This window comes from Pseudomonas sp. TE3644 (genome assembly GCF_056278815.1).
The window spans coordinates 3,206,884-3,222,429 of sequence record NZ_JBWBQF010000001.1; the positions used below are offsets into that span (position 1 = coordinate 3,206,884).

Annotated in this window: 19 protein-coding genes and 1 pseudogene; 6 read left to right on the top strand and 14 right to left on the bottom strand. The window is 57.1% G+C overall.

The genetic code is table 11. The annotated features are described in order from the left end of the window. The first annotated feature begins 408 nt into the window (after nucleotides 1–408). Nucleotides 409–1,008, top strand: coding sequence for a nucleotidyltransferase family protein (locus ACZ9GA_RS14190; protein WP_457362074.1), 600 nt, complete (start codon nucleotides 409–411; stop codon nucleotides 1,006–1,008). A gap of 281 nt (nucleotides 1,009–1,289) precedes the next feature. Here the strand turns inward: ACZ9GA_RS14190 and ACZ9GA_RS14195 are convergent. The 3 genes and pseudogenes from ACZ9GA_RS14195 to ACZ9GA_RS14205 all read right to left on the bottom strand — a co-directional run. After that, a pseudogene (locus ACZ9GA_RS14195) lies at nucleotides 1,290–1,499 on the bottom strand (helix-turn-helix domain-containing protein); the annotation flags it as partial. A gap of 22 nt (nucleotides 1,500–1,521) precedes the next feature. Further along, nucleotides 1,522–2,106, bottom strand: a complete 585-nt coding sequence (locus ACZ9GA_RS14200; RefSeq protein WP_457362073.1) for a nucleotidyltransferase family protein — start codon at nucleotides 2,104–2,106, stop codon at nucleotides 1,522–1,524. A 171-nt stretch (nucleotides 2,107–2,277) separates the two neighbouring features. Beyond that, nucleotides 2,278–2,730, bottom strand: a complete 453-nt coding sequence (locus ACZ9GA_RS14205; RefSeq protein ID WP_457362072.1) for an Lrp/AsnC family transcriptional regulator — start codon at nucleotides 2,728–2,730, stop codon at nucleotides 2,278–2,280. A 98-nt stretch (nucleotides 2,731–2,828) separates the two neighbouring features. Here ACZ9GA_RS14205 and ACZ9GA_RS14210 point away from each other — a divergent pair, with 98 nt between their 5' ends. Further along, a complete protein-coding gene (locus ACZ9GA_RS14210) occupies nucleotides 2,829–3,440 on the top strand; it encodes a LysE family translocator (RefSeq protein WP_457362071.1) in 612 nt (203 codons plus the stop codon). A 62-nt stretch (nucleotides 3,441–3,502) separates the two neighbouring features. Here the strand turns inward: ACZ9GA_RS14210 and tnpC are convergent, their stop codons facing one another. The 4 genes from tnpC to ACZ9GA_RS14230 form a co-directional block, all read right to left on the bottom strand. Next, the gene (gene tnpC, locus ACZ9GA_RS14215; protein WP_457362070.1) at nucleotides 3,503–5,038 is read right to left on the bottom strand and encodes an IS66 family transposase; all 1,536 of its coding nucleotides are present in this window, start codon (nucleotides 5,036–5,038) and stop codon (nucleotides 3,503–3,505) included. A gap of 61 nt (nucleotides 5,039–5,099) precedes the next feature. Then, nucleotides 5,100–5,435, bottom strand: coding sequence for an IS66 family insertion sequence element accessory protein TnpB (tnpB, locus tag ACZ9GA_RS14220; protein WP_457362069.1), 336 nt, complete (start codon nucleotides 5,433–5,435; stop codon nucleotides 5,100–5,102). Further along, the gene (tnpA, locus tag ACZ9GA_RS14225; protein WP_476226466.1) at nucleotides 5,432–5,755 is read right to left on the bottom strand and encodes an IS66-like element accessory protein TnpA; all 324 of its coding nucleotides are present in this window, start codon (nucleotides 5,753–5,755) and stop codon (nucleotides 5,432–5,434) included. Before tnpA ends, tnpB begins: the two co-directional genes overlap by 4 nt. A 59-nt stretch (nucleotides 5,756–5,814) precedes the next feature. After that, nucleotides 5,815–6,510, bottom strand: a complete 696-nt coding sequence (locus tag ACZ9GA_RS14230) for an AraC family transcriptional regulator (RefSeq protein WP_457362067.1) — start codon at nucleotides 6,508–6,510, stop codon at nucleotides 5,815–5,817. A 161-nt stretch (nucleotides 6,511–6,671) separates the two neighbouring features. Here ACZ9GA_RS14230 and ACZ9GA_RS14235 point away from each other — a divergent pair, with 161 nt between their 5' ends. Continuing rightward, nucleotides 6,672–7,142 carry a nuclear transport factor 2 family protein gene (locus tag ACZ9GA_RS14235; protein WP_457362066.1) on the top strand — a complete coding sequence of 157 codons (471 nt, stop codon included), beginning with the start codon at nucleotides 6,672–6,674 and terminating at the stop codon, nucleotides 7,140–7,142. Nucleotides 7,143–7,267: 125 nt separating this feature from the next. Here the strand turns inward: ACZ9GA_RS14235 and cynR are convergent, their stop codons facing one another. Beyond that, nucleotides 7,268–8,146, bottom strand: a complete 879-nt coding sequence (gene cynR / locus ACZ9GA_RS14240; RefSeq protein WP_457362065.1) for a transcriptional regulator CynR — start codon at nucleotides 8,144–8,146, stop codon at nucleotides 7,268–7,270. A gap of 108 nt (nucleotides 8,147–8,254) precedes the next feature. Here cynR and cynS point away from each other — a divergent pair, with 108 nt between their 5' ends. Continuing rightward, nucleotides 8,255–8,722 carry a cyanase gene (gene cynS, locus ACZ9GA_RS14245; protein ID WP_395611379.1) on the top strand — a complete coding sequence of 156 codons (468 nt, stop codon included), beginning with the start codon at nucleotides 8,255–8,257 and terminating at the stop codon, nucleotides 8,720–8,722. Between the two features lie 10 nt (nucleotides 8,723–8,732). After that, on the top strand, nucleotides 8,733–9,206 hold the full coding sequence (locus tag ACZ9GA_RS14250) for a nuclear transport factor 2 family protein (protein WP_395607633.1): 474 nt from the start codon (nucleotides 8,733–8,735) through the stop codon (nucleotides 9,204–9,206). A 105-nt stretch (nucleotides 9,207–9,311) separates the two neighbouring features. Here ACZ9GA_RS14250 and ACZ9GA_RS14255 read toward each other — a convergent pair. From ACZ9GA_RS14255 to ACZ9GA_RS14280, 6 genes are all read right to left on the bottom strand, one after another. After that, nucleotides 9,312–10,168, bottom strand: a protein-coding gene (locus tag ACZ9GA_RS14255; RefSeq protein WP_457362064.1) for an IS5 family transposase whose coding sequence is annotated in 2 segments (ribosomal slippage) — nucleotides 9,312–9,814 and nucleotides 9,814–10,168 — 858 coding nt in all. Because the reading frame shifts where the segments join, the coding sequence is not laid out codon by codon here. Nucleotides 10,169–10,563: 395 nt separating this feature from the next. Beyond that, nucleotides 10,564–11,223, bottom strand: a complete 660-nt coding sequence (locus ACZ9GA_RS14260; RefSeq protein ID WP_457362063.1) for a hypothetical protein — start codon at nucleotides 11,221–11,223, stop codon at nucleotides 10,564–10,566. Nucleotides 11,224–11,444: 221 nt separating this feature from the next. Continuing rightward, complete coding sequence (locus tag ACZ9GA_RS14265; RefSeq protein WP_457362062.1) at nucleotides 11,445–11,849, bottom strand: hypothetical protein; 405 nt, start codon at nucleotides 11,847–11,849, stop codon at nucleotides 11,445–11,447. Continuing rightward, on the bottom strand, nucleotides 11,843–12,448 hold the full coding sequence (locus tag ACZ9GA_RS14270) for an HAD-IA family hydrolase (protein WP_457362061.1): 606 nt from the start codon (nucleotides 12,446–12,448) through the stop codon (nucleotides 11,843–11,845). Before ACZ9GA_RS14270 ends, ACZ9GA_RS14265 begins: the two co-directional genes overlap by 7 nt. 127 nt (nucleotides 12,449–12,575) lie before the next feature. Continuing rightward, nucleotides 12,576–12,740 carry a hypothetical protein gene (locus tag ACZ9GA_RS14275; RefSeq protein WP_457362060.1) on the bottom strand — a complete coding sequence of 55 codons (165 nt, stop codon included), beginning with the start codon at nucleotides 12,738–12,740 and terminating at the stop codon, nucleotides 12,576–12,578. 128 nt (nucleotides 12,741–12,868) lie between these two features. Continuing rightward, nucleotides 12,869–14,044, bottom strand: coding sequence for a saccharopine dehydrogenase family protein (locus tag ACZ9GA_RS14280; RefSeq protein ID WP_457362059.1), 1,176 nt, complete (start codon nucleotides 14,042–14,044; stop codon nucleotides 12,869–12,871). A gap of 109 nt (nucleotides 14,045–14,153) precedes the next feature. On the opposite strand from ACZ9GA_RS14280, the gene ACZ9GA_RS14285 reads away from it, so the two are divergent. Then, nucleotides 14,154–15,083, top strand: coding sequence for a LysR family transcriptional regulator (locus ACZ9GA_RS14285; RefSeq protein ID WP_457363725.1), 930 nt, complete (start codon nucleotides 14,154–14,156; stop codon nucleotides 15,081–15,083). Nucleotides 15,084–15,546 lie beyond the last annotated feature (463 nt).

Consider the following 15,546-nt stretch of genomic DNA (forward strand, 5'->3'; position numbering starts at 1 on the left):
CAGCATGGTGGATCGCGTTGAGCAACTGACCCAACTCACACATAGCAGGCACATCAACGGCGGTGGCATGACGACAAGTGATCGATTATCCATTCTCTCAAACGCTCCTGGTTACGATATTGCAAACAACCCTGCTACTGCACGGTGAGCCAATCCCAATACTGTCCCCGGCGTCAAAGGCCTATGCGGTTGTCACGCCTTGAAAGAGCACACAGCGGGATACATCATGCAAGAATGGATCACAAATGAGCATGTAGACGCAAACGTCCTGCAAGCGATCAGAAGCGGTGTGATCGAGACAGGCCGTGAGTTGGCTCGAACGTATGGAGGGTACGGCACTTGGCGCCGACATACACGGCTGAAATCACTCACCTCCCCCGAAATCGTCGGGATAGAAGATCACTCAACATGACTGGCGATCCAAGTACATTCAGTGAGCAACAACGCTGGTTGAAGGACCATCTTGCGGAAGATCCAGCCCGAATGCGGATTCTCAGGCACGTTCGCGCGCTGAACGCTCCGGACTGCTGGGTGGCGGCAGGATTTGTACGAAGCCTGGTGTGGGACAGGCTTCATCATCGAGCCTGTTCTCCACTGCCTGACGACATTGATGTCATTTGGTACGACGCCAAACAGGACAACGAACTGGCTGACCTTTACCTGGAAACCTCTTTGTCAGCCATGGATGCCGAAGTGAACTGGTCTGTGAAAAACCAGCGCCGAATGCATGTCCGCAACAGCGATGCAGTCTATGAATCCGCGACACAGGCAATGACCCACTGGCCCGAAACCGCGACCGCCGTCGCGGTCAGACTCAAGCCAAGTGACGAGATCGAAATAGCCGCGCCGTTTGGCCTTGACGACTTGTTCGCACTGGTCCTGAAGGCAACACCTCATTTTAGCGGTGAGAAGTATCCGACGTTTCTTGAACGGGTGAATTCAAAGCACTGGCTACTCAAATGGCCAAAGCTGAAATTTGTCCGCCAGGGCGATAACACCTGTCTTTGAAGTTGTCCGTGTCGGAAGTCCCTCCTTCTCAAATTGCAACTGTTTGGTGGGTGAATAGCCGCTTTCGGCCAGAAGCGGTCATACGACCGTCGCACCCCATACACTAAGCCCCCTTGGGTAGTACAAACTGCAACTACGCCGAAAGCCGTAAACCCGGCACTGCGCCTGACCTTCGTCGACATTCTAAAACCTTCACTTTAAAGCGCTTTAAGCTCTCCAGTCGCCTTACGCATAGAGGGCTCACGCATAATTCAAGCCTGATCCGGTTGAAAAAGCTCAACTCAGCGGCGCAGTGATAAAGCGTCTCGGTTCGGCGTTACGCCGAAAACCTTCTTGTATTCTCGACTGAACTGAGAGGGGCTGGCGTATCCGGTCTCAAATGCGACACCTGTAACATTGGATGCTCCGGATGCGAGCAGCCGTCGGGCAGTTAGTAGCCTCAGTTGTCGCTGGTAAGCGAGCGGACTATGTGCAGTAACCGCCTTGAAATGTCGGTGGAACGTAAGCGTCCGGTTAAGTCACCTTGACGCAAGGGCTGGGAGGTAGCCCCGAGAGCGTAAGCATTGGCCAAACCTTCAACCAGTTTTTGGACGTGACGCGGTCTTGATAGATAGCATTTTTATCTGTAGCGAACCTTCCTGCTGGCCGGATTATCAAGTCGAAAAGATCATCAAACCCCAACGGGGCAGCGATTTCATATTTGCCGTCCTCCCGCAGTCTTATCGCTACAGCTGTGGCAGTTTCTGGCCAGTAACGCATTGCATCGGTCGCCGACTGATAGGGCTCATCGCCGTTCTGAACATGCATTCTCGCTTGGTTTTTCACAGACCACAGTACGTTCGGGTCTAAGTCTCTGAGGGCTGCCTCCAGGGCTTCATCTTGCTCGGGGGTAGAACGCGTGGCATCAAACCAGATGACATCAACGTCTGTTGAGACCGTAGATGCGCTGCGACCGTGCAGATGATCCCAAACCGCGTTTCGGACGAAACCTGCTCCTATCCAGCAGTCGGGCAAGTTTAAGGAGCGCACTATTTCGAGCATCCTTCGCCGAATAGAGTCATCCGAAATAATTGCTTGAATTGTCGAGCTATTGTCCACTTGGAAGATCACCTTATTGAAGCTAGGCCTGCACCCACTGATGCGGCAGCAATTGCCCGATCTCACTGGCCCGCTGTGTCGGCAACCGCGTCGTAAGCGTCCGGGTAACTCATCTTTCGAACTCTGCATCAAGACCGGTGCTCTACGTGTCGCCGTCCGCGGTCTCTAAGCTTAGGCACGGTCGTTCTTTGGCGTGTCCATTACGATGTAGCTCGTAATCGAAGAAACATGCGGCTGCGTACCCAAGACATCATTGTGGAATGTCTTGTAAGCCTTCATGTCCGCTAGTTCAACACGCAGAAGATACTCAATAGTCCCGGTGACGGTGTGAAACTCAACCACATCCGGACATGCGCTGATCGCTTTTTCAAAAGCCCGAAGACTGTCCTTCGTGTGATTGGAGAGTCCTACGGTGACGTAGGCCACAAACCCTGCTCCTAGGCGAGATCTGTCGATGACCGCCCTATAGCCTGTGACGACCCCAGATCGCTCCAGCTCTTGAACCCTTCTCAGACAGGCGGAGGGAGACAGCCCGACTCGTTCGGCCAGCTTCAAATTGGTCTGGCGGGCGTCCCGAGAAAGCTCATGCAATATTCTTCTGTCGATCTGGTCGAACTCTGCCATTAGTTGCGTAAGTCCTGGGTTTTTGCGTGATTATGCAACCATTATGCGTGTGTTGCGCTATAAAATGCACGCACTTTTCAACCAGGCTCACCCTTGTCATGACCGATCCCACGCTCCTCATTCCATTTATGATTTTCGCCATAGTGATGACCGGTACACCGGGCCCTAATAACGCCATGGTGCTGGCCTCAGGTGCGAAGGTTGGCGTGATGCGAACGATGCCTTTGGTGAGTGGTATCGCCCTTGGAGTCAGCTTGCAATTCGTGCTGCTTGGGCTGGGGCTAGGTACCCTATTTGACGCGGCGCCAGGTTTTCATACAGCGCTAGGCGTCGTCGGCGCAGGCTATATCCTTTGGCTGGCCTGGAAAATTGCAACCAGCGGCCCGCTGGAAATCGGTCAGGACAGCCGGCCCCCAATGGGGCTAGTGGCGGGCGCGGCATTTCAGTGGATAAATCCGAAAGCGTGGGCGCTTTCAATTAGCGCATCTGCAACCTATATACCCGTCGAAAACCATGTCCTAAACCTATGCCTAGCAGGTGCTCTATTGGCGGCTCTGTCGATGCTGTGCGTGGGGATCTGGGCAGTGGGTGGGGTTGCATTACGGCAGGTGCTAACGCGCCCCAGTTATTCGTTAACCTTCAACATCTCTATGTCCATAATTTTGATACTGACTACGATGCCTGCGATTTTGCGGTTGGCCCTTTCATAGCCGTAGCAAGTCCTACCTACAGCCATTGAATAGTTAGCGTCCGGCGGACATGTCTTGCGTGGTTAAACGGGCGCCCATTTATGCGGCAGCAACTCCGTAATATCACTCGCCCGCTGCGTCGGCAAACGAGTCATAACGTCCTTCAGATAGGCATACGGATCATGCCCGTTTATGCGCGCCGACTGGATCAAACTCATGATCGCCGCCGACCGCTTTCCGCTGCGTAGTGACCCGGCGAACAACCAATTCGAGCGTCCAAGTGCCCACGGCCGGATCTGGTTTTCGACCTGGTTGTTGTCAATGGGCACAGCGCCGTCGTCGAGGTAGCGCGTCAGCGCTACCCAGCGTTTGAGGCTGTAATCCAAGGCTTTGGCCGTTGCTGATCCATTGGGCACCAGATCGCGCTGGGCCAACATCCAGTCATGCAGCGTTTTGATTATCGGCGCTGCCTTTTCCTGGCGTATTCGCCAGCGATCCTGATCGCTCATGTCCCACGCTTGGCGTTCAATTTCGTACAAGCCGCCAATCGAGTGCAGTGCTTGTTCGGCCAACTGGCTTTTATTCGCCACGTGCAGATCGAAAAACTTACGGCGGGCGTGGGCCATGCACCCGATTTCGGTCATGCCTTTCTCGAAGCCGGCTTTGTAGCCAGCGAAATCGTCGCACACCAGCTTGCCGTTCCAGGAGCCGAGGAAGTTACGCGCATGCTCGCCCGCTCGGCTTGGACTGAAGTCGTAAACGACGGCCTTGAGTGCCGAAAACGACGTGCTGCTGTAGGCCCAGACATACGCTCGGTGAGTTTTCTTCTCGCCCGGCGCGAGCATCTGCACCGGGGTCTCATCGGCGTGGATTACGCTCTCGGCCAGTACCGCTTCGCGCAGTGCGTCGACCACTGGCTGAAGCTGTACGCCAGTTTGTCCAACCCACTGCGCCAGCGTCGAGCGAGCGATCACCAGCCCGGCGCGGCCAAAGATTTTCTCCTGCCGGTACAGTGGCAAGTGGTCAGCGAACTTCGCCACCATCACATGCGCCAGCAGGCCTGCGGTCGGGATGCCCTTGTCGATGACCTGCGCGGGAACCGGTGCCTGGAGCAGTGTTTCGCACTGGCGGCAGGCCCACTTTCCACGCACATGTTGCTCGACGGTGAACACGCCAGGTGTGTAATCGAGCTTCTCGCTGATGTCCTCGCCGATGCGTTGAAGTTGGCAGCCGCAGGCGCACTGGGTGTTTTCTGGTTCGTGACGGATCACGGTGCGTGGAAACTGCGGCGGCAGCGGTGCACGTTTGGGTTTTTGACTTGCCTCGGCTGGTGCAGGGGGCGGATTGACCTCCTTCAACTCGGCTTCGATGGCCGCGATATCAGTGTCGAGCAGGTCATCGAGCAAGCTGCCTTGGTCGGGACTCAGCTGCTCGCTGCGCTTGGCAAACTTGTGCCGTTTGAGGATGGCGATCTCATGAGCGAGTTGCTCGTTGACCGTTTCGAGACGGTGGATCTTCTGGCCCATCGAGTCGACTTGGGACAGCAGCTGCATGGTTTGTTCGGCCAAGGAACGCAGCTGTTCCGGTGTCATCTGGTCGAGATTGGGCGAGGAAGTCATGCCGTTGATTGTGCCAGAGCAGGCGTTCAGCGGCGATAAACCGATAGGCTAATGGCAGGTGCTAGAGCACTGTGATCGAGCCGCCCGCGCCGACCCGCTGCCAAGGCAAACCCAGTACCAAGGCTTGAAGTTGCTCGTTATCGAGTTCGACTTCCGCCCCATGGCGGATGCCGGGCCAGTGAAATTTCCCTTGGTTTAGTCGTCGCGCGGCAAGCCAAATACCCACGCCGTCATGCACCAGGACTTTCATCCGGTTAGCGCGGCGGTTGGCAAAGAGATAGGCACAGTGCGGCTTCGCCGCACCAAATACGGCGATCACTCTGGCCAGCGCGGTCTCGGTGCCGGCACGCATATCCATAGGTTCGGTGGCAAGCCAGATGGCGTCGATGCGGATCACTGGGCCAGCTCGCGGATAAAACGTGCGCACCCATCAGGATCTGAGGATGGCCACTTCACGGTGAGTTTCCGCGGCCCAAAAGGAACCTCGATGCTGATGGATGTTTGGTGATCGAGCTGGGTTCGGGACTCTAGTTTCATCGGAACGAAAGCGGGCAACGTCGGCGCCTGACGATCACGATAAACAGGTATCCACTTTCGGACGAGGTTGGCGTTAATGCCGTGGCGCAACGCTACGCTGGCCATCGACACGCCAGGCTCCAGGCATTCCTGGACGATCTGGGCTTTAAAGGGTTTGGGATAAGAGGTTCGTTGGCGCATGGCAATCCTGACGATAAGGGTGATGGTGTCCACGTATTTTTAAGTGGACACCATCGCCCTTATAGCTGGGATCGGGTAGGTGACTTAGCCGGACGCTTACGGTGGAACGAGGTGACGCTCATACCGACCTGAGCGGCAAGCCAATGCACACTCATTGGCTTATCGGCGTTCGCGCTGATCCAGTCTGCCGCGATTTTGATTTGTCCGAACCGGGTGTTGTGCATTCCAATTTGGCGGAGCCTGGAGCCTAGCGGGCTCAACAATAGACGGTAGTAAAACTCGCGCTCGAACTGGGAGCCAAGCACTTTAAGCTCTGCTGGCGTATCAAGCAGACCGATGAAACGAACCAACGGCTCGACAAAACTGCTATCGGCTTGGGCTAACGAGATAGCGCCCGCCTGCGGAGCTGGTTGGGTCGACTCGCTCATATCGAGAAGCAAGCCAGCGACGATCCCTGCGTCGAGCATCAATTCGACACTGATATAAGGTTGTTCCGGGCTCGCCTCTACCACTTCACTCACGAACGGTAACCCGACCGCTGCCACTGCACAGGTGCCCGGATGGCAATCGAACGTACTATCGGCAATGTTCATCCGCTTGGCGCCTTGCAGTAGCAGATAAAACTTCGGCGCAAACAGAGCGGGGGTCGGAGGAACCGGAGCGTCTGTGGATCTGATTGTCAGTTGGGGAAGAGCGTTTGATAGATCGGCGCAGCCGCGATGTCGGCTCGCGATTGCGAGGAGATGTTCCAACATGAGGGCTGTCGATCCTAGTCGTGCTCGCTATAAGCCAGCGGTTTCTCAAGCTAAAGCAGTTGGTAGGATCAGGCAAGGCTTTAGCACTATGTAGGATGTGGTCAGGCCGGTTTTTTGTGAAAGTGGCGGCATCCAACGTAACTTGATTTAGAGGAACGACGATGTCAGACCAACACTCACGCTTGCAGCAATTTATGGACGAGGCGTCCATCCGAAACACCATTGCACGTTTCGCCGACAGCGCGACACGCGCAGACCCCGCAATGTTTCACTCGGTTTGGGCTGATGATGGCGAGTTCATCATTGGTCAAGCACCTCACGGCCAGTACTCCAAAGGCGCAGACAACAACGTGGCGCTGCTTCGCAAACTGCGCTCAGGCAAGGAGTTCTTCGTTCAATTCGCACTGCCGGGGGTGATTGTTATCGACGGTGATCAGGCAACTACTCGCACATTCGTGCATGAGTCTGCACGCGGCCCAGGCGAGAAGTACTACCGCAATCACTGCATTGCGTTCGATGTGCTACAACGCTCGGGAGACGATTGGGTTTTCAAAAGCAGATCCTTTCAGTACCTCTGGCTCGACACCGGAGCGTTCGGCGGAAACGGATTCCCGCTGTTCCCGGCGGCATAATGCCTGGCCTGACTACCTGCCCCCCGTTACAGGGCTATTCATAGGTCGATACGCGGCTAGTTGGGGCCACAACGGGCGAGATGTAGTCGCCCGCTTCCCAACGATTTTGGTCTGGGCAGAACAGCTCACATACGGGCTCTGAAACCGCTTGCGAGCTTCGCAAAAGCGTCAGAGGCAACGCTTTGATACCCGTTTTTTCGACGTAACAATGCCGCTGTGCGACTAGGCAATAAGTGGGTTGTCTGAAGCTCACGCAATCCAGCTTGCTCACGCACTATCGCGTCGGGAAGGATGGTTGCCATGCGACCTTGCTTGGCGACCTTGAGCAAGATGGCAATTGAGTTCGCTTCCAGCACGATGTTCGGCGTGAAACGTTGCTTCTGGCACCAGGCATCCACTGCCGTCCGGGTCGCAAACCCAGGTGCCAGCAATGCGAAACGGAGGGTTTTCAGGTCTGCGAGTGTGAGAGGCGCCTGCCCATCAAAGAGTGAGTCGGCCGTGACCAGACAGAGTTTTTCATCGAACAAAGCCTGACTATCAATCTCGGCGCCGTGATCACCCGTAAATCCTATCGCCAGGTCAAGGGCATCGTTGATCAGAGCGTCGGTTATCTGTTCGAGAGACATCTCGGTCAGGGTGATTCCCACCCCCGGATGCAACTCATTAAAGCCATCAAGCAGCGGTGCTACCAGATATTCAGTGAAGGTTGGCGTTACCCCGAGGCGTAACTGGCCGCGTGAAAGATCGCTGACATCCATGACTGCGCGCCTGCCGGCGTCCAGCTCCCGCAGGGAGCGGCGCGCGTACTCCAGGTACACGCGCCCGGCATCCGTGGGCACGATGCGGCGACCACTGCGGTCGAAAAGCAGTACCCCCATATTACTTTCCAACTGCCTTATCTGTTGCGACAGCGCTGGCTGGGACACATGCAGTGCCTCAGCGGCACGAGTGAAATTGCCATGATCGGCGACGGCCAGCAGGTAACGGATATGACGTAACAGCACGGCCTCACCATAATCTCAGGTTATCGAAATGATCAGTAATAGGTCTTGGATATTATGGCCTATTTTGGCGATCCTGTGCCTCAAGCAATTCCATTTGGAGGATTGATTATGCCGCACGGCAATGTTTCCAAAACACCCCGCCAAACCTTGACCGAGCGCATCTTGCAGGCCAAGACAGCAAAGAACCTTACCTGGGAGGCGCTATCCGATGGCACCGGGTTGAGCGTGGTCTATGTGACCGCTGCCTTGCTCGGTCAGCATCCGTTACCTGAAGCTGTCGCTGAGGTAGTCGCCGAGCGCCTGGGTTTAGACGCAGAGGCGATCAAGCAACTGCAAATTATCCCGTTGCGCGGCAATGCCGAAGACGTTTCCAGCGACCCGACTATCTATCGATTCCACGAGATGGTGCAGGTCTATGGCACCACACTCAAGGCGCTGGTGCATGAGCAGTTCGGCGACGGCATCATCAGCGCGATCAATTTCAAGCTGGACATTAAAAAAGTCGAAGATCCAGAAGGGGGATCACGTGCCGTGATTACCCTGGACGGCAAATTTCTGCCTTATAAACCGTTCTGAGGACGCCCAAATGAGTGAAGAAAAACGTTTACCATTACCGCCATTCACCCTCGACACCGCTATACAGAAGGTTCGCGGGGCTGAGGATGGCTGGAATTCCCGAGACGCCGCTAAAGTCGCCCTGGCTTATACCCAAGACACTTATTGGCGTAACCGTGGTGAATTCATCGAAGGTCGCGCCCAGGCCCAGGCGTTCCTTGAACGAAAGTGGCGCAAGGAACTGGACTACCGATTGATCAAAGAGCTGTGGGCTTTTACCGATAACCGCATTGCCGTGCGCTACGCCTATGAATGGCACGACGATTCGGGCAACTGGTTCCGCTCGTACGGCAATGAGAACTGGGAGTTTGCCGCAAACGGGCTTATGCAACGGCGCTTTGCCTGCATCAATGACCTGCCGATTGCTGAGTCCGACCGCAAGTACCACTGGCCTTTGGGGCGGCGTCCGGACGACCACCCTGGTTTGAGTGAACTTGGGCTCTAATACGCGATCACCTTCTCTGATGCATACAAATAGCAGTTTGGGCGCCCTTAATAAGACCATGACAGGTCAAAAACGGGCGACCCACACTGTCACAGTTCGAGCCTACTAGGCTCTGTCTGAAAAAAGGTGTCGCAGACACCGCATGCCACAAGCCAACGAGACGATCGCTCCATAACTTTTTGCGAGCTTGTCGAAGCGTGTCACGATTCGGCGGTTCTCTTTCAGCCAGCCGAACATACGCTCGATCACGTTACGTTGGCGGTACTTGGGGCGATCAAACAGTCTCGGCAAGCCGGGTTTGGGCTTGCGTTTCATTGAGCGCAGCGGAATGACCGGCTGCATCCGATATCGATCGCAGTAACGGCGCAAAGCCTCAGCGTCGTAGCCTTTGTCAGCCAGCAACCATTTGCATCGTTTGCGTGGACGACCACGCTGGTTTGTCGGGATGCGGACATCATCAAGCAACGGCTGGGCATAGCTGATGTCCCTGGCTTGGCCGCCAGAGAGAAGGAAGCGCAACGGTATCCCGTTGGCGTCGCAGAGCATATGGATTTTGGTTGTCAGGCCGCCGCGACTGCGGCCTAGAGCGTGATCGGCGGGTTCATCAGCCCCCCTTTTTTACCTGCACCTGATGAGGCGCGGGTAGCACGAACAGCAGTTGAATCGATCATCCAGGTCTGCAGGTCGATGAGACCTTGATCGTTGAGTTTGAGATGTAATCGCTTGAGCATCTGATCAAAGGTTCCTCGGTTTCGCCAAACCCTGAAGCGGTGATAAACCGTACGCCAAGGCCCAAAACACTCGGGCATGTCCCGCCAAGCAGCACCTGAGCGCAACAACCACAGCATGCCATCGAGCATCAGGCGATCACTCGATCTTGGTTGGCCTCTGGTGTGGGTTGGAGTGAAAAGATCCGCGACCATATCCCATGCCTCATCCGAAATCTCGTAGCGCTTAGCCATCACAGGATTCCTTTCCATAGATGGCTCAAAATCATACAAAATCTCAGTGTTCGCCGCACTGGAGTTGAGTTTCTCCGAATTTCAGACAGAGCCTAGCTCCCCCGCTATGACGGAATGGGCAACTTCGTCTTGCAGAAAATCATCTGCCATCTTTCTCTCCCTTCCCTGCGGTCCAATACGTTGCTGCCAGAGACTAGCCGCGTATTACGGCTCAATGGATATCTTCAGAATCGCCACTGTCAGTGTGGTTGTCGTGTACCCTCTTCATAATCAGCATTCCGGGGACGCCAAAAGTATGGTTTAGCCTTTCTGATCAAGCGAACGCGATAGCCGCATTCCTGAAAATAATTTTTCGTGTATAGAGACTCTGATTACAGAGAGTCAGGCTAGGGGAATCAACTAGGTGGCGTTGTCAACGCACAACCCGTCACTTGTGGGTATGTGCGGCAAACCAGCATTATTTCGTTTTTGGGTTCAAAGTCATGATCAATCATACAGCGTTGCACTATGGCTGTGCGTCCGATGCTGGCGACATTCAGATTTGACCCAAGTGGTTTGGGATAGCCGCAGGCGTACATCATCGGCAGCGCTTCACTATCATTGGCTATTTGGACTGAGAAATGGAGTGATGCTCCCGATCTACGCCATGAGATCTGCATGCGTTCATCCCGGCCTGAATTAGGCTTAATGGGATGAAATGCTTCATCTTCCACGAAGGGTAGCGCTTCGAGCTGGGACAAGCTGAGCGGACCGCCCTGCCTTTTCTCGACGCACGCAGGCGTATTCTTCATTATTTCACAGTATTCAAACCCATCTTTACGAGTAAAACCCAAGCGCTGCATACACTGAAAATGAAGTACCTGCTCGTTTATTGGAAAATGCTTTTGTGCCCCCCCTACCGGGTCTCCACATTCTGCCATTGCAGCTTTGACGCCCTCTACAGAGGTAGAAGCACGTTTCCATTGGGTGAATGACGCTGGTGGAGGGCAGCCGGTGAGTAGAAGTACCGCTAACACCAGGACGGGGATGGTAATAATCTGATATTTGCTGAACATATTGCGTCCTTAATTTATCTCAGGGCACGCCAATGGTCCCTATCTTTTTTGGGGAGGGGCAACGACTGACATCAATTGTCCCTCCACCTGTCTGCGAGAGGCGACCGAGCCGCCTTCTGCCCTGTGAATTCCAAAACTTATTTAGGCGGGACATCCCAATACCCGTGACCTAGATACACTGAGATCGACTAATTCGTAAAATATTAGTTTATCTCTAAAACCTATCCACTGCCGTCGGTACAAAACCAGTCGTTTCCAGGGCGTCTGGGGGCATTATTGGGGTACGTTTTTCTTTTGTAACCTACGATTATTCCCAGGATCTGCACATCGTGTCCGCATGAACACTTGCGCTGGTTGAGGAAAACCATGCGGCCATCAAAGTCCCTCTGCACCACCGCCAGTGCCTGTACCATCAATCGCTGTTTCCAGCGCCCCCAAATAGCGCGGCAAGTGCAGCAAAAGGCATGGGCCGTGGGCTGCTTGACCACGAACGAATGCCCGCGCCAGCGCTTGAAGCTATAAAGGGAAAGCGGATTCTCGACCGTACGCCACACCATCGATTCGCCCGCCATGCCCAACTGCTCGGTCAGCACCGGCTGCCAATCGCCCACCCGTGGCGTCAGCATCCCGTCACCTCCCGCAGGCGTGGGGCCAAGGCCATGCTCGGTGTGCCGGGTTCGCAGGCATAGTGCAGTATGCGCCAGCCGCGCGTCGCGGCAGCTTCAAGGTTTGGGATGCTATCGTCCACCAGACAGATGGCATCTCCCGTCAGTCCGAGGCGTTGTTCCACCGCCTCGAAAATGCCAGGCAACGGCTTGGTAACGCCCAGCTCACCGGACAGGAACACCGTCTGCAAGCCCAGGTGAGATTCCAACACCCCACGCAGGGCGCCTGGGTTGTTGCTCAGCACCCCTAGGCGAAAGGTCCGTGTCAGGGCCGGCAGTTGGTTCAAAAGCCCGACGTTGGGCGTGAACACCTTGAACCACAAATGCCAGCATTCGGCAGCGGTCACCGCCTTGCCCGCCAGTGCGCCAATGAAGGCCACCAAGTCTTCCTGCGTGGCGGTGCCCTTGTCCAGTCGCGCCACCAGCCTGCTCCCATCCAGCGCGGCCTCGACCCGGGCGGGGTCCAGTCCGGTGAAGTGCCCCAGCGCTTCGAGGCGCGCGGCAGGTTGGTAATGGAACAGCACGTTGCCTACATCCAGTAAAACAATGGGTCCATTCATACGGCATCCTCCGTTATTCCCGTCATCGTTGCGCCGAGGCGCCTCCCCAGTGCCCGGACATTAACCGGAAACAGCTCCGCCGGCGCAGGCACGGGTAAGCCTAGTCCCGAGGCAGGCGCAGCACGATTTAGGCATACGTGGGCATGACGTTGATCAACTGCTTAGCCACGGTCCACAGGGTGACCATCAACACGCCTGCGACCAGTGCAGGTACATGCTCCCGCCCGACTTTGACGCTCAAAAGTGCCGACCAGCCGATCACTGCGTAGGTAGGGCATACGGCGATGATCACAGTGTGCCGGGCCCCATGAGCATGAGCGCCGGCGCTACACCCATGGGCAGTTGCGCAAGCGACAGCGCCAGGAGTTGCAGGCAAAGTACGCGCAGACTTGCAAGTTGGGTGCCGTGCGGCCGCTGCCGCTAGCGCTCAACCGCAAACCGCAGTCCCGCGTGTGCGCTCAACCGCGCCATCAACGCCGTGTTCAGCGCAGCTGCCGGCGTCCAGCAGCCACCCGGGGTCTGGTCGCGGTCGACGTCATAAGCCAAGGCCAACGCCGCTTCGGACAGCATCTTTGATGTCGACAGGTAACCGGGGTCCTCATCACAGCTGACCGAGGTCTTCACCACCTGGCCGTCGCCCAGTTCGGCAATGAACACCACATCGTAGAACCCCGCCGCCATCTCCGCCTGGGTAGGCCCCTGCCCTGGCTGAGGCTGGCCGCCTTCGTTGAACGAGAAACCGGCCAGGCTGGGCGCATCATCGGCGGACGGCGCAGCGGCCAGCATCAGCATTTCGTCATACTGGAAGTGCTCACCCCAGGCATGCCCTTGCAGGTAGTTGGTGCGGTGCACGGCCTTGGTGTTGATCGGCGACATGATGAACGGCCCGACCCAGCTGCCCGCCAGCGCATCCACGTATGGTGTCTGCCCGTCCGGTTGCTCGACGCCCTTGAAGCCTGGGGTATAGGCAAAGGGGTCGTTCATCACTGCGGCCAGCGACGGATCCTTGGCAGCAGCCGCCTCGACGGCGCCGACGCTGGCGAAGGTGCCGCCCGACAGCACGCCCTGCATTCTGCGCATACGCGCCCGCACGCGGGGGGCGTAACGGCCATGTTCGCGCATGACCTGTTGCTGGGTGAACCACACGCCCAGGTCAAAGGGCACCGAATCGAAGCCGCAGGAAAATACCAGTCGCGCACCCGATGCGTGCGCCGTGGCCTGATGCTGGTTGATCATCTGGGCGATCCAGGGGATCTCCCCGCACAGGTCGACGTAATCGGTGCCCAGGTCGGCGCAGGCCGCCACCAGCTCAGAGCCATACAACGAGAACGGCCCCGCCGTGCTGATCATCACCCGGGTGGCGGCCGCCATGTCACGCACGGTGGCCGGCTGCGCGGCATCGGCCAGGATCAGCGGCAACGCGGCAGCGTTTGCCCAGCCGTCACGAATGGCTTGCAGCTTGCCGAGGTTGCGGCCGGCCAGCGCCCACTTCACTGGCCCATCGACCCCGTGGGTGGCGTAGAAGTATTCGGCGACCAGGCGCCCGGTATAACCGGTGGCGCCGAAAATAATCACATCAAAGGGCCGATTGCTCATGTGGCGATGTACTCCATAGATGATTGAAAACGAGGGAGCCACTCTAGCAACGCCGGACAATGATGATTAGCGGGTATGATAGGAATGGACCTATACCCTAACGACATTAATCATGCGCGATACCGTGACCGACCTGATGGCCTTCCTGCGGGTGGCGCGCGAGGGCAGCTTCACCAAGGCCGCCGCCCAGCTGGGTGTCTCACAACCCGCCCTGAGCCGCACCATCAGAAAGCTTGAAGAGCGCTTGGGGGTACAGCTGCTCACCCGCAGCACCCGCAGCGTCGCCCCCACCGACGCCGGAGTACGCCTGATGGACACCATCGGCCCGCACTTCGATGGTATCGAAGCGGGTCTCGGGGAGCTGAGCGAATTGAGCGGCCGGCCCACAGGCCATCTGCGTATCACCTCCCTGGAGCACGCCAGCCCCTGGGCCCTGGCCCCGGCCGTCAGCCAACTGATGGCCGAACACCCGGGCATCACGGTCGAGATCAGCGACAGCTATGCGCTGGTGGACATCGTGGCCGAACGCTTTGACGCGGGTATCCGCATGGGCGAACAACTGGCCAAGGACATGATCAGCATGCGCATCGGCCCGCCATTTCGCCTGGCCCTGGTGGGCGCCCCGGCCTACTTCGAACAGCGGGCGCAACCCGTGGCGCCTGAAGACCTTACCCACCACACCTGCCTCAACCTGCGCCTGCCCACCTCAGGGGGCCTGTGGGCCTGGCCGTTCGCCAAACAGGGCCGTGACATCAAGGTGCGCGGTGACGGGCATATGGTGTGCAACACCCTGGGGCTGATGCTGGATTTCGCCCGCGCCGGTTGCGGGCTGGCGTACGTGCCGGAGCATGTCGTCGAGCAGGACCTGGCCCAAGGCCGGTTGCTGCGGGTAATGGCCGACTGGTGCGACACGCCTCTGCACTATCACCTGTACTACCCTGGGCGTCGCCAGCACAAGCCGGCCTTCCGGCTGTTGCTCGACGTGTTGCGTCAGCAAAGTACACTCGGCCGCCTCCCGCACCGGACGCCTGGGCCGTGACGGTCTGGTTTATCTGTGCTGTGAAGCCGGTAGGCGGTGAAGGTAAAATGCTGACTTCCAGCGCTGGGATCACGGACGAGAGGGCGGCTGGACTGGATCGAGGTGGCCATCAGGTGCAGATCGCGGTGATTTCTTGAGTCGCCGGGGCACGTTCGCACTTGCCGATCGAGGTCCGAGATCATGCGCGTGGCTGGCCGCCTCACGATGGAGGCAAACAGCGCCTGTCACCGACTACCGTTGCCCCTCGGCTTGAGTCGTAGTTGATAGGCGCAGACTTTAGATGACCGAGGTCATGAGCCCTCCCGCAGTTATGCCCTCCTCTGCATCAACGCCCCACCAGGAGTGCACTGCAACAACGCAGTGCCAATCTGGCGCGCAGTCAGAAATCGCCATTCGCGATCTCGGATCCACGAAGTGCGACTGGGGGTACAAGTGGGGGTATCTTCTCGATTTTTCACGCCAA

Coding starts and splice junctions, on each gene's coding strand:
- ACZ9GA_RS14190 (WP_457362074.1), top strand. CDS start 409: ATGACTGGCGATCCAAGTACATTCAGTGAGCAACAACGCTGGTTGAAG.
- ACZ9GA_RS14205 (WP_457362072.1), bottom strand. CDS start 2,730: ATGGCAGAGTTCGACCAGATCGACAGAAGAATATTGCATGAGCTTTCT.
- ACZ9GA_RS14210 (WP_457362071.1), top strand. CDS start 2,829: ATGACCGATCCCACGCTCCTCATTCCATTTATGATTTTCGCCATAGTG.
- tnpC (WP_457362070.1), bottom strand. CDS start 5,038: ATGACTTCCTCGCCCAATCTCGACCAGATGACACCGGAACAGCTGCGT.
- tnpA (WP_476226466.1), bottom strand. CDS start 5,755: ATGCGCCAACGAACCTCTTATCCCAAACCCTTTAAAGCCCAGATCGTC.
- ACZ9GA_RS14230 (WP_457362067.1), bottom strand. CDS start 6,510: ATGTTGGAACATCTCCTCGCAATCGCGAGCCGACATCGCGGCTGCGCC.
- ACZ9GA_RS14235 (WP_457362066.1), top strand. CDS start 6,672: ATGTCAGACCAACACTCACGCTTGCAGCAATTTATGGACGAGGCGTCC.
- cynS (WP_395611379.1), top strand. CDS start 8,255: ATGCCGCACGGCAATGTTTCCAAAACACCCCGCCAAACCTTGACCGAG.
- ACZ9GA_RS14250 (WP_395607633.1), top strand. CDS start 8,733: ATGAGTGAAGAAAAACGTTTACCATTACCGCCATTCACCCTCGACACC.
- ACZ9GA_RS14260 (WP_457362063.1), bottom strand. CDS start 11,223: ATGTTCAGCAAATATCAGATTATTACCATCCCCGTCCTGGTGTTAGCG.
- ACZ9GA_RS14265 (WP_457362062.1), bottom strand. CDS start 11,849: ATGCTGACGCCACGGGTGGGCGATTGGCAGCCGGTGCTGACCGAGCAG.
- ACZ9GA_RS14270 (WP_457362061.1), bottom strand. CDS start 12,448: ATGAATGGACCCATTGTTTTACTGGATGTAGGCAACGTGCTGTTCCAT.
- ACZ9GA_RS14280 (WP_457362059.1), bottom strand. CDS start 14,044: ATGAGCAATCGGCCCTTTGATGTGATTATTTTCGGCGCCACCGGTTAT.